The organism is Sorangium sp. So ce836 (assembly GCF_028553905.1).
Classification (GTDB): domain Bacteria; phylum Myxococcota_A; class Polyangia; order Polyangiales; family Polyangiaceae; genus Sorangium; species Sorangium cellulosum_D.
In genome coordinates this window covers 10,424,675-10,439,228 of record NZ_CP102233.1, presented here as the reverse complement: position 1 = coordinate 10,439,228, position 14,554 = coordinate 10,424,675, and the positions used below count along the sequence as shown (strand labels likewise).

The following is a 14,554-nucleotide window of genomic DNA, read 5'->3' as shown; positions in this document are numbered from 1 at the left end:
TCTACCCGCCCTCCCATGCAGGATTTCGATGCGGGATCGATCGTCCCGTCCACACGCGATCTTCTCCAGGTGATCTCCACCCGCAGGAAGAACATGGCTCTGGTCGCGCTCGTCGGCTCGGAGTCGCCAGCGGAGGACGCGGTGCGGCTCCAGGAGCTCAACATCTCTGCGCTCGCGTTCGTCGAGGCGGGGCCCGCCATGCAGGGGGCCGCGCGCGCGACGAAGACCGTGCCGTCGCTCTGCCTGTCCCGGGTCGGCGATCGCGACGCCGCGCTCGCGGCGCGCTACCACGGGGCGGACGGGGTCTGCGTCGACGCGCTCCTGCCGCTCGACGACTGGGACCGCCTCGCGAAGGGGGCGCGGACGATGCGCATGCTGCCGCTCGCCCTGGCCGAGAGCCTGGAGGGGGCCGAGGCCGCCGCGAAGGTCGGCGCGCGCGCCGTCCTGGTCCGGGGCGCCTCGGCCGAGGCGGTGATCGCGTCGGTCGCGTCGCTCCCGAAGACGCTCACCGTCGTCGCCGAGGTGCTCTCGGCCGACGCCGACGCGCTCCGCCGCCTCGTGGGCCACGTCGACGCGGCGATCGTCCCGCCGGCCGTCCACACGTCGGCCCAGTTCCCGGCGCTCGTCGCCGAGGTCGATCCCTGAGCCCGGGCGGGGCGGCCGCCGAAATGTGGGGCCGCCCCTCGACGGCCCGGCCTCCCGCCTCCACGATCGGACCTCGATGAACGACGCCCACGGACTGGACGAGCAGCGGCGCGCGCTCCGCGAAGGGGCGCTCGTGCAGCCCATGCCCGAGCTCGGGACGCTGATCGTCACCGGCTCGGACCGGCAGACCTGGCTCAACGGCCTGGTCACCTGCGACCTCGCCCCGCAGAAGCCGCTGCCCGCCGGGGCGAAGGCCTCGCCGCCCGCGGGCGGGGCGTACGGGCTCAACGTGGTGAAGACCGGGAAGATCTTCGCCGAGGTGTGGATCGTGATCGCGGAGGACCGCATCTACGTCGGCGCGCTCCGGGATCGTATCGGGGCGCTGCGCGAGAGCTTCGAGCGCTACCTCATCATGGAGGACGCCGAGCTCGCGGACGCCACGGGCGAGCACGCCTGGGTCTTCGCCCACGGCCCGCGGGCCGCCGAGCTCGCGGCGGCCGGGCGCGCGGCCGGGGCGGACGCCGCGATCGTCGACTGGACCGGCCTCGGGGGCGCGCTGTTCGTCGCGCCCCGGCAGGCCGAGGGCGCCGTGGTCGAGGCGCTGCTCGCGGCGGGCGGGGCCGGCCCCGTCCTGCCCACGACGGCGGCGGCGTGGGAGGTGCTCCGGGTCGAGAACAACGTCCCCCGGTTCGGCGTCGACTTCGACGACCAGAACTTCCCGCAGGAGGCGTCGCTCGAGGAGCGCGCCGTCTCGTTCAACAAGGGCTGCTACCTGGGGCAGGAGACGGTGTTCATGCTCCAGATGCGCGGCCACGCCAAGAAGCGGCTCGTGCAGCTCGCCGTCGAGGGGGAGGGCGACGTGCCCGCGGGCGCGGAGATCGCGCTGCCCGACGGCGCGGCCGTGGGCGCGGTGACGAGCCAGGTGAAGGACCCGGGCGGGCAGCGGGTGCTGGCGCTCGGCTACGTCAAGTACAAGCACGCCGTCCAGGGCACGGCGCTCCGGGTCGCCGGCCGGGCGGCCGAGATCACGCGCGCCCCGGGGGCGGCGGCGAGCGGCGCGGCGCCGGGGCGGTAGTTTCAGAGGAACGACGAAATAACCCTGTGCCCTCGGTGCCTCCGTGGGTCCAATCTCATATCCTCGGGCGTTTCAAGGGGGTGGAGCGGCGCTCTGGCCCTCGAGCGTCGCGCCGCTCCCGCCGTTGCCGGTGAGCTGGGTCTGGTACAACGCGTGGTAGGCGCCTCCTGCGGCGAGGAGCTCCGCGTGCGTGCCGCGCTCGACGATGCGGCCCGCGTTCATCACGAGGATCATGTCGGCGTCGCGGATCGTCGAGAGGCGATGCGCGATCACGAAGCTCGTGCGCTGGGCGCGCAGGGCGGCCATCGCGCGCTGGACGAGCACCTCGGTGCGGGTGTCGACCGAGGAGGTCGCCTCGTCGAGGATCAGGATCGCCGGGCTCGCGAGGAACGCGCGCGCGATCGTGATGAGCTGCTTCTCGCCGGCGCTCAGGTTGCCCGACTCCTCGTCGATGACCGTCTCGTAACCGGCGGGCAGGGCGCGCACGAAGCGGTCGACGTGCGCCGCGCGCGCTGCCTCCTGGATGTCGGCCTCGGTCGCGGCCGCGTTGCCGAACGCGATATTGTCGCGGATCGTGCCCGAGAATAGCCATGTATCCTGCAGCACCATACCGAGCTTCGCGCGCAGCTCGTGGCGAGGCAAGCGCGCGATGTCGACACCGTCGATCAGGATCCGACCGCCGTCGAGCTCGTAAAACCGCATCAAGAGGTTCACGAGCGTGGTCTTGCCGGCGCCGGTCGGGCCGACGATCGCGACCGTCTGGCCTGGCATGATCGTGAGATCGAGGTCCTCGATCAGGGGCTCGTCGGGCTTGTAGCGAAACGTGACGTGCTCGAACCGGACCTCGCCGGTGACCTTCGGCAGGGCCGCGGGCGGGGTGGCCTCGGGCGACTGGCCCTGTTCGTCGAGCAGCTCGAACACCCGCTCTGCGGAGGCGACGCCCGATTGGAGGACGTTCGTGACGGACGCGAGCTGGCCGAGCTGCTGAGAGAACTGGCGCGAGTAGTGGATGAACGCTTGTACGCTGCCGAGCAGCATCGCGCCGGACGCGACCCGCAGGCCGCCGATGACGGCGATCGCGACGTAGGTCAGGTTCCCGACGAAATTGACCGCCGGCATGATGGTGCTGGACATGAACTGCGCGCGGAAGCTGGTCTCGAACAGCTCCTGATTCGTGGCCTGGAAGCGCGCCTCGACGTCGCCGCGCCGCCCGAGCACGTTGACGAGCGAGTGGCCGCTGAACGCCTCCTCGATCTGGCCGTTGAGCGCGCCGACCTGCGCCCACTGCGCGACGAACTTCGCCTGCGCGCGCCTCGCGACCGCCGCGGTCGTGAGCACCGAGAGCGGCACGGTGAAGAGCGTGATCACCGCGAGCACCGGTGAGATCACGACGAGCATGACGACGATGCCGACGAGCGTCAGCGCGCCGTTCATGAGCTGCGTCAGCGTCTGCTGCAGGCCCTGCGCGATGTTGTCGATGTCGTTGGTGACGCGGCTCAAGAGCTCGCCGTGCGGGCGGCCGTCGAAGTAGGCGAGCGGCAAGCGGGCGAGCTTGTCCTGCGCGTCGGTGCGGAGCTGCCGCACGGTGCGCTGCACGACCCCGTTGAGCAGGTAGCCCTGCAGCCAGGCGAACAGCGACGCGCCGGCGTACAGCGCCATCACGAACAGGAGCAGATCGGCGAGCTCGCGGAGCTGGATGCCGCGGCCGGGGACGACGTCCATGTGGCCCACGAGCTCGGCGAGCCGCGCCTGGCCGGAGCGCTGGAGCTCCGCGACGGCCTCGGCCTTCGTGGCGGCCGCGGGGAGGCGGGCGCCGATCACGCCGGAGAAGATGATGTCGGTCGCGCGGCCGAGCAGCTTCGGACCGGCGAGGCCGAGGCCCACGCTGAGCAGCGAGCACGCGATCGCGACCGCGAGGCGCGCGCGCTCGGGGGCGAGGCGGCCGAGGAGGCGCCGCGCGGAGGGCGCGAACCGCTTCGCCTTCTGCGGCGGCGCCGCCCCCATGCCGAAGGGGCCGCGCTGCATCATCGGGGAGCGCGCCCCCTCGGGGGCGGCGGGCGGGGGACCGGCGCGGCGCGCGCTCATGCGGCCACCGCCGCCTCGCGCTGCGAGGCCACGATCTCCGCGTACGTCGGGCACGACGCGAGCAGCTCGCCATGCTTGCCCTGGCCGACGATCTCGCCGCCGTCGAGCACGAGGATCTGGTCCGCGTCGACGATGCTCGACACGCGCTGCGCGACGACGATCACCGTGGCGGCGCGCGTGCGCTCGGCGAGCGCCGCCCGCAGCCGGGCCTCGGTCGCGACGTCGAGCGCGGAGAAGGCGTCGTCGAACAGGAACACGCGCGGCCGGCGCAGCAGGGCGCGGGCGATCGAGAGCCGCTGGCGCTGGCCGCCGGAGACGTTCGTGCCGCCCTGCCCGATCGGCGTGTCGAGCTTTTGCGGCATGGCCTCGACGAAGTCGCGCGCCTGCGCGGCGGCGAGCGCTGCCCAGAGCTGCTCGTCGGTCGCCGCGGGGTCGCCGTAGCGCAGGTTCGAGGCCACCGTGCCGGAGAACAGGAAGGGGCGCTGCGGCACGAGCCCGGTGCACGACCACACCGCCTCGAGGTCGAGCATGCGCGCGTCGACGCCGTCGAGCCGGACCTCGCCCCTCGTCGGATCGATGAGCCGCGCGATCAGGTCGAGCAGCGTGGTCTTGCCCGAGCCGGTGCTGCCGATGATCGCGGTGACCTGCCCGGGGCGCGCGACGAACGAGACGCCGCGCAGGACGGGCAGCTCGGCGCCCGGATATCGGTACTCGACGCCTCGCAGCTCGACGACGCCGGTCGGCTCGACGAGCGTCACGGGCTGGTCGGGGGCGCGCACGGACGGCTCGGTGTCCAGCACCTCGACGATGCGCTCCGAGCACGCGGCCGCGCGCGGCAGCATGACGGCCATGAACGTGACCATCATCACCGCCATGAGGATCTGCGTCAGGTAGGCGAGGAACGCCGTCATCGAGCCGATCGCGAGCCTGCCGTCCGCGATCTGGTGCGCGCCGAACCACAGGACGGCGACGCTCGAGGCGTTGAACACGAACATCACGGCCGGGAACATCATCGCTTGCAGGCGCCCGATGTGCAGCGCGGCCTCGGTGAGGTCGCCGTTCGCGCGATCGAAGCGCGCCGCCTCGGCGGGCTCGCGCACGAAGGCGCGGATCACGCGCACGCCGGTGATCTGCTCGCGGAGCACGCGGTTCACCGCGTCGATGAGGGGCTGCATCCGCCGGAACTGCGGCACCATCCGCGACATGATCGCGACGACGGCGCCCGCGAGCAGCGGCACCGCGATCGCGAGCAGCCAGGCGAGCGACCTGTCCTCGCGCAGCGCCATCACGACGCCGCCGACGCACATGAGCGGCGAGAGGACGAGCATCGTACAGCCCATCATCACCACCATCTGCACCTGCTGGACGTCGTTGGTCGTGCGCGTGATGAGCGACGGCGCGCCGAACCGCGACAGCTCGCGCGCGGAGAACTCGCCGACGCGGCGGAACACCGCCGCGCGCAGGTCGCGGCCGAAGCTCATCGCGGCGCGCGCGCCGGCGTAGTTCGCGGCGACCGAGCACACGATTTGGACGCCGGTGATCGCGAGCATGATCGCGCCGAGCTTCAGGATGCGCGACGTGTCGCCGACGGCGACGCCATGATCGATGATGTCGGCGTTCAGGCTCGGCAGGTACAGCGAAGCGAGCGTCGCCACGAGCTGGAGCGCGACGACGATCGCGAGCAAGGGCGCCTGCGGGCGCAAGAAACGGCGCAATAGCTGCCTCAGCAAGACTCCTCCTCTTCGGAGCGGCGGCGGATGGCGTCGCGCAGGATCGCCACGACCTCCGCGGCGGTCAAGGTCGTGCCGTCGGCGATCCGCGGGTGCGTGTCCGCGAGCGACATCCTGCGCGAGCGGTGCTATGAGAGCGGTGATCTCGGCCATGAGCTCCTCGACCTCCAGCCCTTCCGCCCAGCCCGGTCGCCCCCGGATCCTCACCGGAGATACGCCCACCGGGCGCCTCCACGTCGGCCACTGGGTCGGATCCATCGAGAACCGCGTCCGTCTCCAGGACAGCTACGAGTGCTATTTTCTCATCGCCAACGTCCATGCTTTCACGACGCGCGCGGACCAGCCGGCCGACATCCGCCGCGACATGCTGGAGATCGTCAAGGACTGGTTGGCCGCGGGCATCGATCCAGAGCGCTCCACGCTCGTCCTCCAGAGCGAGGTCCCCGCGATCGCCGAGCTCACATGGTTCTTCGCGATGCAGCTCCCCTTCAACCGGGTGATGCGGAACCCGACGCTCAAGCACGAGATCGAGACCAAGGGGCTCGGCGACAAATATAGCTTCGGGTTTCCTCTGTACGCGGTCGGGCAGTGCGCCGACATCCTCGCGTTCCGCCCCGCGCTCGTCCCGGTCGGCGAGGATCAGGTCGCCCACCTCGAGATGTGCCGCGAGGTCGCGCGGCGCTTCAACCACGTCTACTGCGACGTCGATCCGGCGCTCGACGACGAGGCGCACGTCACCGCAGGAGGCCTGTTCCCGGTCCCCGCGCCGCTGGTGGGCCGCGTCGGCAGGCTGGTCGGCACCGACGGCGTCCACAAGATGTCGAAGAGCCTCAACAACGCCATCTTCCTCTCGGACAGCGCCAAGGAGATCAAGAAGAAGGTGGGGGCGCTCTACACCGGCCGGCAGAGCATGACCGACCCGGGCGACATCACGAGCTCCCTGTTCCAGTACGTGCGCGCGTTCATCAAGGATCCGGAGCGGGTCAAGGTGCTCGAGGAGCGCTATAGCCGGGGAGACAACATCGGGGACGGCCACATCAAGGCCGAGGTGTCGGCGGCGATCGACGAGCTCCTCGGCCCGATGCGCGCCCGCCGCGCCGAGTACGACAAACCCGGCGGCGACGATCGGGTCCTCGACATCCTGCGGGAGCACGCGGCGCGCGCCAACGCGGTGGCCGAGGAGACGCTCTACCTCGCCAAGCAGAAGATGAAGATGGATATCGGCCGGCGCACGCTCGGCTTCTGATTCACCCCGCGTCACCGGCGGCTCGGCCGCGCGCGGCGCGGGGGCGCCGCGCGGGCCGCGCCCCGCCTCACGGGAAGATCTCGCGCTCGCCGTACACGGCGGCGAGCCGCTGCAGCGCCACCGCGTAGGCGGCGAGCCGCAGCGTGCACTTCTTCTGCCGCGCCATCTCGGTCACCTCGCGGTAGGCCCGCTTCATCGCCTTCTCGAGCCGGGCGTCGACCTCCTCGAGCGTCCACGTCTCGGAGCGCTTGTTCTGCACCCACTCGTAGTAGCTCACCGTGACGCCGCCCGAGTTGGCGAGGACGTCCGGCAGGATGTCGATCCCGCGCTCGAGGAGCACCTTCTCCCCCTCGGGCGTGCACGGCCCGTTCGCGCCCTCGGCCACGAGCCGGACCTGCAGCCAGCTCGCCTCCTCCACCCCGACCTGGTTCTCCAGGGCCGCCGGGATGAAGATGTCCGCCTTGAGCCGGAAGAACTCCTCGCGGCTGATCGGCTTGCCCGCCGGGTAGCCCGCGATCGAGCGGTGCTTCTTCACGTAGTCCTGCAGCTTGTGCGGATTGAACCCTTCCGGATTGTAGAGGTACCCGGTGTGGTCGCCGACCGCGACGGTCGAGGCGCCGAGCTTCGACAGGAGCACGGCCGTGTTCGAGCCGACGTTGCCGAACCCCTGCACGAGCAGCGTCGCGCCGCCGAGGTTCACGTCGTTGTCCTCGGCCCACTCGGTGATGCAGTGGACGACCCCCTGCCCGGTGGCCTTCTCGCGCCCGTACGTGCCGCCCGACGCCACCGGCTTGCCCGTCACGACGCCCTTCACCGCCTGCTTGAAGAGCTGTCCGACGGTGTTCATGTACGTGTCCATGGCCCACGCCATGGTCTTCGCGTCGGTGCCGACGTCGGGAGCAGGGATGTCCGTCTCCGGGCCGATGTTCGAGCCGAGCGCATGGAAGAAGCGGCGCGTGATGCGCTGGAGCTCGGCGCGCGACACCTCGTTCGGGTTGAACTTGATGCCCCCCTTGCCGCCGCCGAGCGGCAGGTTCATGAGCGCGCACTTCCACGTCATCATCGCGGCGAGCGCCTTGAGGTCGTCGAGCGACACCGTCTCGTGGTAGCGAATGCCCCCCTTGAACGGCCCGAGGAGGTTGTTGTGCTGGATCCGGTAGCCCTTGAAGAGCCGGATGCTGCCGTCATCCATCCGCACCGGGAAATTGACGATGATCTCGTTCTTCGGCTGGCTCAGGATCGTGGTGATGTAGCCCGGCAGCTCGATCAGGCGGGCGGCCTCGTCGAGATAACCCTGGACGACTTTGAAGAACTCGTATTTGTGTTTATGGCCCGGAGCAGCAGCGCCGCTCACCGGCGGAGTCGTGATCTTGGTACCGACTTGATCTTCCATGGCTCTGTAACTTTCTAGTGCGCGGCGCGGCCCAGTTCAATGTGTCGGGTGCAATCATGCGACGCGTCACGCGGTTGCAGACGGCCGGGGCATCGCGTCAGCTCGGCAGTACGCGGCGCGGCGCCGCGCTCACCGTGGCGCGCGGGCGCCGCGCGACGCGGGGCGCCGTTCACGATCGCGACCAGAGGACGTAGAGATACGTGATGGTCCCGGTGACGAGCAGGGCGTCGACCCGGTCGAGGATGCCGCCGTGGCCGGGCACGATCCCGCCTGAGTCCTTGATCCCGAAGGAGCGCTTGAACAGCGACTCCCCGAGGTCCCCCGCCTGACCGAGGCCGCCCGCGACGATCGCGAGCGCGAGCCCGTCGACGAGCGGCAGCGACCGGAGGAACCAGAAGTGGGCGAGCAGCGCGCCGAGCACCGCGAAGAGCAGGCCGCCGAGGGCGCCCTCGACGGTCTTCTTCGGGCTCACCGCCTCGTAGAGCTTGCGCCGGCCGAGGAAGCGGCCGGCGAAGTAGGCGCCGGTGTCGGAGAACCAGGAGAGCAGGAGCGCCAGGACCACGAACGAGGGGCCGTCGGCGCCGGCGTCGCGCCGGAGCAGCGCCAGCGCGCCGAGCCCGCCGCCCACGTAGAGCGGGCCGAAGGTCATCGCCAGCACGCGCAGCGCCGCGGTGCGCATGTCGCCGAGGCGCACCAGCGTGACGAGCATCGCGACGAACGGCAGCAGGAAGATCAGCGCGAGCAGCGCGGCCGGCGAGCCCCCGAAGCGCCAGAGCACGCCGAGCACGCCGAGGGTGAGCGCCACGCCGGCGGCGCGCGCGGCGCGGTCGTCCGCGTGGGTCATCGCGAAGAACTCGAGCGCGCCGATGGCGGAGGCGACCGCGACGAGCGCGGCCCACCCCCAGCTCGGGCCGAGGTAGAGCAGCGAGAGGAGGACCGGTGCAGCCACGATCGCGGTGATGACCCGCATCGTGAGATTGGAAGCAGCCAAGCGTCAGACTCCCGTCCGTGAGCCGTTGTGAGAGGCGACCTCGCGCGCGCGCCACGGCCTCCCCGCGCCGAGCGCGCCGTTCGCGCGGGCCGGCTCGTCCGCGCCGCCGCCCTCGGCCTCGGCGTCGGCGTCGGGCTCGGGCTCGGGCTCGGCGGCGCGGACGCGCTCCTGGTAGGCCGCGATCGCGGCGAAGAGGTCGTCCTCGGTGAAGTCCGGCCACAGCCGCTCGGTGAACGACAGCTCGGCGTACGCGGCCCCGTAGAGCAGGAAGTTGGAGAGCCGCTGCTCGCCGCCGGTGCGGATGATGAGGTCCGGCTCGCCCACGCTCAGGCTCGGCAGCCGCGCGGCGAGCAGCGCCCCGTCGATCGCCTCCGGATCGAGCCTGCCGGCGACCGCCTCCATCGCGAGCTCGCGCGCCGCGGCGGCGATCTCCTCGCGCGCCCCGTAGGACAGCGCCAGCGCGAGCGTCATCTGCCGGTTCGTGGCCGACGCCTTCCGGAGCGGATCGAGCACGTCGCGCACGGGCTCGGGGAGCCGGCTGATGTCGCCGATCGCGACCAGGCGGATGTCGTTCTCGAGGATCTCGCAGCGCTCGCTCATCAGGAACTCGCGCAAGAGGCCCATGAGCGCGTCGACCTCGTTCCGGGGCCGTGCCCAGTTCTGCTCGCTGAACGCGTACAGCGTCAGCGCCTCGACGCCGAGCCTCCGGCAGACGCGCACGATGCGCCGCACGGCGGCGCTGCCGGCCTTGTGCCCGGCCTCGCGCGGCTCGCCGCGCAGCTCCGCCCAGCGGCCGTTGCCATCCATGATGATTCCGACGTGGCGCGGGAGATTTCTGGCTTCTACGAGGTTCATCGGCTGGGGGAGTTTCCCTTGTTGACTAACGACTGTCGACTGTTGAGTCTTCACGCCCATGAGCACTGGGGTTGGTCTCACGGTCACGCTGCGCGTCAGGATGGGCGCGCACGACGCACATTACGCGGGGGAGCTGTGCGATGGCGCGCGTATTCTCGCGCTCTTCGGCGACGTCGCCACCGAGCTCCTCATCCGTCTGGACGGCGACGAGGGGCTCTTCCGTGCGTACGAGGCGGTCGAGTTCCTCGCCCCGGTCCGAGCAGGCGACTTCATCGAGGCGACCGGGGTGGTCACGAAGGTCGGCGCCACGTCGCGCACCATGGCCTTCGAGGCGCGCAAGGTCGTCGCCAGCGTCCGCGAACCCGGGGTGGCGCCCTCGGCGGCGGACGCGCTGGCCGAGCCGGTCGTCGTCTGCCGGGCCCTCGGCACCTGTGTCGTCCCGAAGGAGCTCCAGCGACGGCCGCGCCTCGTCCTGCCGGCGCTGTCGGCGCCTCCCCCGGACCACGCGCAGCTCCCGGAGCCGCGGCCGATCATCACGCCGCCCCCGCGGATCATCGTCACGCCGCCCGAGAGCGCGCTGATCCTGACCGCGGCGATCGTCGGCGCCGAGACGACGCGGGCGCAGACGCCGCACCTGCCGGTCACGGCGCGCGAGCTCGCCGACGAGGCGGCGCGCTGCCGGGACGCGGGCGCCGCGGTGGTCCACCTGCACGTCCGGAACCCGGACGGGACGCCGAGCCAGTCGCGCGCCCTCTTCGCCGAGGCGATCGCCGCCATCCAGGAGAAGACCGACGTCATCCTCCAGACGTCGACCGGGGGCGCCGTCGGGATGGGCGTCGACGAGCGCGCCCAGCCGCTGCTCTGCCGCCCCGAGATGGCCACCCTGAACTGCGGCACGCTCAACTTCGGCGACGGGATCTTCGACAACGCCCGGCCGCTCATCCGGGACATGGCGGCCCGGATCCGCGAGGCGGGGAGCATTCCCGAGCTCGAGTGCTATGAGGTCGGCCATATCCATGAGGCGCTCAGCTTGCTCGCCGAGGGGCTCCTCGCCGAGCCGCTCCACTTCCAGTTCGTGCTCGGCGTGCCCGGCGGCATCGCGGCGCGCGAGGACGTGCTCCGGTTCATGATCAGCCAGATCCCGCGAGGCTCGAGCTGGGGGGTCGCCGCCGTCGGCCGGCACCAGCGCCCGATGACCGAGCTCGCCATGCAGCTCGGCGGGCACGCGCGGGTCGGGCTGGAGGACAACATCTACCTGGAGAAGGGGGTGCTGGCCGAGGGGAGCGCGCCGCTCGTCGCGCGCGCCGCCGCCTTCGCGCGGAGCGTCGGCCGAGAGGTGGTCGATCCGGACCGCGCGCGCCAGCTCCTCGGGATCCGCCCGCGCGCCGCGGCGGCCCAGGCCGGCGCTGCTGGAGGAGGGAGCGCGCTCGCGCAGGGATGACTGAAAGGCCGCTCTCCACCTGGATCGATCACCTGCGGGGCCGGCTCCCGGTCGCGCTCGGCGTCGCCCTGCTCGGGGCCGTCGCGCGGCTCTCGACGCCGCCCCCGCCGGCGCGGACCGCCGACGCCATCGCCGGGATGCTCGGCGACGCGATCGGCGGCGCCGTCAGCCCGGACGATTTCGTCTGGGAGGAGCGCGGCGGGTTCCTCTCCGACGCGCTGATCGGCCGCCGGGTGCTGTTCCTGGGTGTCCCGCGGCCGCCGGACGGCGAGCTCGCGCCCGACGAGCGCGGCGCGGAGCCCGCGCCCGACGAGCGCGGCGCCGGGCCTGCCGCGGGCGCCGGGCCTGCCGCGGGCGCCGGGCCCGCCGCGGGCGCCGGGCCTGCCGCGGGCGCCGGGCCTGCCGCGGGCGCCGGGCCTGCCGCGGGCGCCGGGGCCGCCGCGGGCGCCGGGCCTGCGCCCGACGAGCGCGCGCCGGACGGGCGCGGCGCCGCCGACCTGTACCGCGCGCGCGTGCGGCTCACCCGCTCCGGCCGGCCGGTGAGCCTGGGCGGCCTCCGCAACCTGACCGACACGCCGCTCGGCGACGACCGCAACCTGGTCGCCCGCGGCCGCCGCGTCGCGGTGACCACCTCCGCGTTCGGCGTCGTGCAGGGGATCACACTGCTCGATCTCGGCGGCGGCGCGCCGGGGCCTCGGCCCCTCGGCGAGCGGCTCCGCGCGGCGATCGACGGCTGGCTCGAGACCGGGAGCGCCGACGGCGCGTCGCGCACCGAGATCGTCTTCGACACTCCGCCCGCGTCGGCGCGGCTCGACCTCGTCGACGAGGGCCTGGTGATGGCCCTCGGGCCGGAGGCGGTGCCGGCGGCGCTCAACGCCGGCACCGGCGAGGTCGACACGGGCGGCCGCGATCCGTTCGGCGCCCGCGCGCACCACCTCCCGCGCCGCGCGCCGTCGTTCCTGGAGCTCGCCGGACCGTCCGCCGGACGCCTGCTCGGCCCGGGGGCGGGCGCCGCGGTCGAGCGGCTCGCGCTCGCCGCGGGCGGCTCCGCGGCGGGCCTCCGCGCCGCGCCGGCCGCCGCGTACCAGACCCACGGCGCCGCCGCGCCGGAGCCCGCGCCGGAGGGGTGGCCGTCGCTCTGGCCTCCGCCCCAGGTCCAGCCCGCGATCCAGCCCCCGCTGCCGGGGGAGGGGGACTGGGTGCTCGTCTCGCCCTCGCTCCCGCGCGTGCTCCCCGGCATGGACGGCGACCCGCAGCGCCCGTCGAGCCCCTTCGCCGCGACGACCCTCCGCCCCGATCCGCAGCGGGAGCACGTGCGCGTCCACCTGCTCGCGATCGACACGCGGCACGTCAAGTTCACCTTGCAGGCCGGCTTCGAGGCGCCCAGGCCGACCGTCGGTCCGCACGGCACGGGGCAGCTCCCCGACGCGGCGACGCTCCGCGGGGCCATCGGCCTCGGCGTCGGCGCGCGCGGCCCGGGCGCGCCCCCCGCGGGCGCCGGGGCGCTCGGCATGGTCGTCGGCGGGCGCGCGCTCGTGCCGCCGCGCGACGGCGCGGCCACGATCGGGGTCGACGTCTCGGGCCGGCCGTACTTCGGCGCGTGGCCCTCCGGAGGCGGCGTCGCGCGCGTGCCCTGGGCGCTCTGGCAGGGCCCGCCGACCGCGAGCCCCCGCGATCTCCGCGACGGCGGCGGCCGGCGCTTCCCCTGGGCGCTCTGGCAGGGCCCGTCGCTCTTCGAGGCGGCGAGCCCCGCGCCGGCGCTCCCGGCGCTCGCCAGCCCCCTCGCTGGCCCCCCCGCCGGCCCCCCGCCGGCCCCCCGCCGGCCCCCCGCCGGCCCCCCCGCCGGCCCCCCGCCGGCCCCCCCGCCGGCCCCCCGCCGGCCCCCCCGCCGGCCCCCCGCCGGCCCCCCGCCGAGCGCGCCCCGGCCGGCGCGGCGCCCTCGCCCGGCGACGGCGACGACCTCGTGGTCGAGCGCTCGGCGCTCTGCATGATCGATCGCGGCTTCGTGATCCACGCGTGGAGCGGCGCCGCCGACGCCGCCGCGATGCGGGCGGCGCTCGAGCGCGCGCGGTGCCTCGCCGGCGTCTCGCTGGGCCGGGCGCCGGATCCGCTCGGGGTCGCCTTCCTGAGCCGCCGGGAGGACGGCGGCATGATCGCGGAGCGCCTCGCGCCGGAGATGTCGCTCGCGCCGCCGGCGCACGTCGCTGCGGCGTCGCCGGGCCCCTTCCTCTACTTCGAGTCGCGCTCGACGGACGGCCCGCCGGCGCCCGATCTGTCGCTCCCGGGCGAGCGCGTCGGCTGGGCCGCGGACGGCGGCGCGCAGCCGCCGCCGGCGTGGAGCCCGGCCGTGTACGCCGCGAGCGCCGTGCACCTCGGCGCGCAGGTCCGCGTCCACGCCTTCGCGCCGGATCGATTCCTCTTCCGCCTCCGCGCCGGCTCGCGCGAGATCTCGCCGCGGACCGCGCCGAAGCTCGACGCCGAGGTGCCGGCCGACGAGCGGCCGCGCGTCATGGCGGCGATCGGCGTCGGCACCGGCCGGCGGCGCGGCCCGCGCGGGCTCGCCGTGGGCGGCACCGTCGGGCTCCGCTTCCGGAGCGAGGGGGGCCTCTTGCTGGTCCGCGGCGGCCGCGTCGAGATCCGCCCGGCCGGCGGCGTCGAGATCGGGCCGGGCGTGGACGCGACCGAGCTGCCGCTCACCGCCGACGACGGCAGGCTGCGGCCCGAGGCGCGCGAGATCGGCACGATGCGCCGGCGCAGCGCCGCGTGCGCGCTCGACGACGGGACGCTCCTCGTGGCCTCGACGACGTTCGACAGCGACGAGGCGACGACCGAGGCGCTGCTCGACCTCGGCTGCGCGCGCGTGGTCGCGCTCGATCGCGGCGCGCACCGCAACGCCTTCGTGCACCGCGCCGCCGGCGACCCGACGCTGCAGCAGGCCTACGAGGAGACCGCGCTCTTCGCGGTCGGCCTCGCGATGCCCGGCCGGGCGCGTTGGCTCACCGAGGCGGCGCGCCCCTGAGCGGCCGCGGCCCCGGCCGGGGCCGCGGCCCCGGCCTCGGGTGAGCGGCCGCGGCTCCGGCCGGGGCCTCGGTC

Annotated in this window: 11 protein-coding genes; 6 read left to right on the top strand and 5 right to left on the bottom strand. The window is 73.8% G+C overall.

What is annotated here, in order from left to right; all coding sequences use genetic code 11:
* Window positions 1–15 precede the first annotated feature (15 nt).
* Window positions 16–645, top strand: a complete 630-nt coding sequence (locus tag NQZ70_RS38010; protein WP_237244399.1) for a hypothetical protein — start codon at window positions 16–18, stop codon at window positions 643–645.
* 76 nt (window positions 646–721) lie between these two features.
* A complete protein-coding gene (locus tag NQZ70_RS38005; RefSeq protein ID WP_129578596.1) occupies window positions 722–1,720 on the top strand; it encodes a folate-binding protein YgfZ in 999 nt (332 codons plus the stop codon).
* A 72-nt stretch (window positions 1,721–1,792) separates the two neighbouring features.
* Here the strand turns inward: NQZ70_RS38005 and NQZ70_RS38000 are convergent, their stop codons facing one another.
* Together NQZ70_RS38000 and NQZ70_RS37995 are read right to left on the bottom strand one after the other, a co-directional pair.
* The gene (locus tag NQZ70_RS38000; protein ID WP_129578595.1) at window positions 1,793–3,805 is read right to left on the bottom strand and encodes an ABC transporter ATP-binding protein; all 2,013 of its coding nucleotides are present in this window, start codon (window positions 3,803–3,805) and stop codon (window positions 1,793–1,795) included.
* The gene (locus NQZ70_RS37995) at window positions 3,802–5,535 is read right to left on the bottom strand and encodes an ABC transporter ATP-binding protein (RefSeq protein WP_129578594.1); all 1,734 of its coding nucleotides are present in this window, start codon (window positions 5,533–5,535) and stop codon (window positions 3,802–3,804) included. The genes NQZ70_RS38000 and NQZ70_RS37995 overlap by 4 nt, the downstream gene beginning before the upstream one ends.
* Before the next feature lie 151 nt (window positions 5,536–5,686).
* Here NQZ70_RS37995 and trpS point away from each other — a divergent pair, with 151 nt between their 5' ends.
* Entirely contained in the window at window positions 5,687–6,781 is a 1,095-nt protein-coding gene (trpS, locus tag NQZ70_RS37990; RefSeq protein ID WP_129578593.1) for a tryptophan--tRNA ligase, read from the top strand.
* Window positions 6,782–6,848: 67 nt separating this feature from the next.
* On the opposite strand, the gene NQZ70_RS37985 is transcribed toward trpS, so the two are convergent.
* The 3 genes from NQZ70_RS37985 to uppS all read right to left on the bottom strand — a co-directional run bounded on the left by NQZ70_RS37985 (window position 6,849) and on the right by uppS (window position 10,020).
* On the bottom strand, window positions 6,849–8,174 hold the full coding sequence (locus NQZ70_RS37985) for a Glu/Leu/Phe/Val dehydrogenase (protein ID WP_129578592.1): 1,326 nt from the start codon (window positions 8,172–8,174) through the stop codon (window positions 6,849–6,851).
* Window positions 8,175–8,343: 169 nt separating this feature from the next.
* Entirely contained in the window at window positions 8,344–9,165 is an 822-nt protein-coding gene (locus tag NQZ70_RS37980; RefSeq protein ID WP_237244398.1) for a phosphatidate cytidylyltransferase, read from the bottom strand.
* A 3-nt stretch (window positions 9,166–9,168) separates the two neighbouring features.
* Window positions 9,169–10,020: a polyprenyl diphosphate synthase gene (uppS, locus tag NQZ70_RS37975; RefSeq protein WP_129578591.1), complete on the bottom strand. Its 852-nt coding sequence runs from the start codon at window positions 10,018–10,020 to the stop codon at window positions 9,169–9,171.
* A gap of 58 nt (window positions 10,021–10,078) precedes the next feature.
* Between uppS and NQZ70_RS37965 the strand changes: the two genes are divergently transcribed.
* From NQZ70_RS37965 to NQZ70_RS37955, 3 genes are read left to right on the top strand one after another with little or no spacing between them, the layout of a single operon-like run.
* Complete coding sequence (locus NQZ70_RS37965) at window positions 10,079–11,461, top strand: 3-keto-5-aminohexanoate cleavage protein (RefSeq protein WP_129578590.1); 1,383 nt, start codon at window positions 10,079–10,081, stop codon at window positions 11,459–11,461.
* Window positions 11,458–13,452: a hypothetical protein gene (locus tag NQZ70_RS37960; protein WP_272826410.1), complete on the top strand. Its 1,995-nt coding sequence runs from the start codon at window positions 11,458–11,460 to the stop codon at window positions 13,450–13,452. The genes NQZ70_RS37965 and NQZ70_RS37960 overlap by 4 nt, the downstream gene beginning before the upstream one ends.
* Entirely contained in the window at window positions 13,449–14,480 is a 1,032-nt protein-coding gene (locus NQZ70_RS37955; protein WP_207217592.1) for a hypothetical protein, read from the top strand. Before NQZ70_RS37960 ends, NQZ70_RS37955 begins: the two co-directional genes overlap by 4 nt.
* Window positions 14,481–14,554 lie beyond the last annotated feature (74 nt).

Coding starts and splice junctions, on each gene's coding strand:
- NQZ70_RS38010 (WP_237244399.1), top strand. CDS start 16: ATGCAGGATTTCGATGCGGGATCGATCGTCCCGTCCACACGCGATCTT.
- NQZ70_RS38005 (WP_129578596.1), top strand. CDS start 722: ATGAACGACGCCCACGGACTGGACGAGCAGCGGCGCGCGCTCCGCGAA.
- NQZ70_RS38000 (WP_129578595.1), bottom strand. CDS start 3,805: ATGAGCGCGCGCCGCGCCGGTCCCCCGCCCGCCGCCCCCGAGGGGGCG.
- trpS (WP_129578593.1), top strand. CDS start 5,687: ATGAGCTCCTCGACCTCCAGCCCTTCCGCCCAGCCCGGTCGCCCCCGG.
- NQZ70_RS37985 (WP_129578592.1), bottom strand. CDS start 8,174: ATGGAAGATCAAGTCGGTACCAAGATCACGACTCCGCCGGTGAGCGGC.
- uppS (WP_129578591.1), bottom strand. CDS start 10,020: ATGAACCTCGTAGAAGCCAGAAATCTCCCGCGCCACGTCGGAATCATC.
- NQZ70_RS37965 (WP_129578590.1), top strand. CDS start 10,079: ATGAGCACTGGGGTTGGTCTCACGGTCACGCTGCGCGTCAGGATGGGC.
- NQZ70_RS37960 (WP_272826410.1), top strand. CDS start 11,458: ATGACTGAAAGGCCGCTCTCCACCTGGATCGATCACCTGCGGGGCCGG.
- NQZ70_RS37955 (WP_207217592.1), top strand. CDS start 13,449: ATGATCGATCGCGGCTTCGTGATCCACGCGTGGAGCGGCGCCGCCGAC.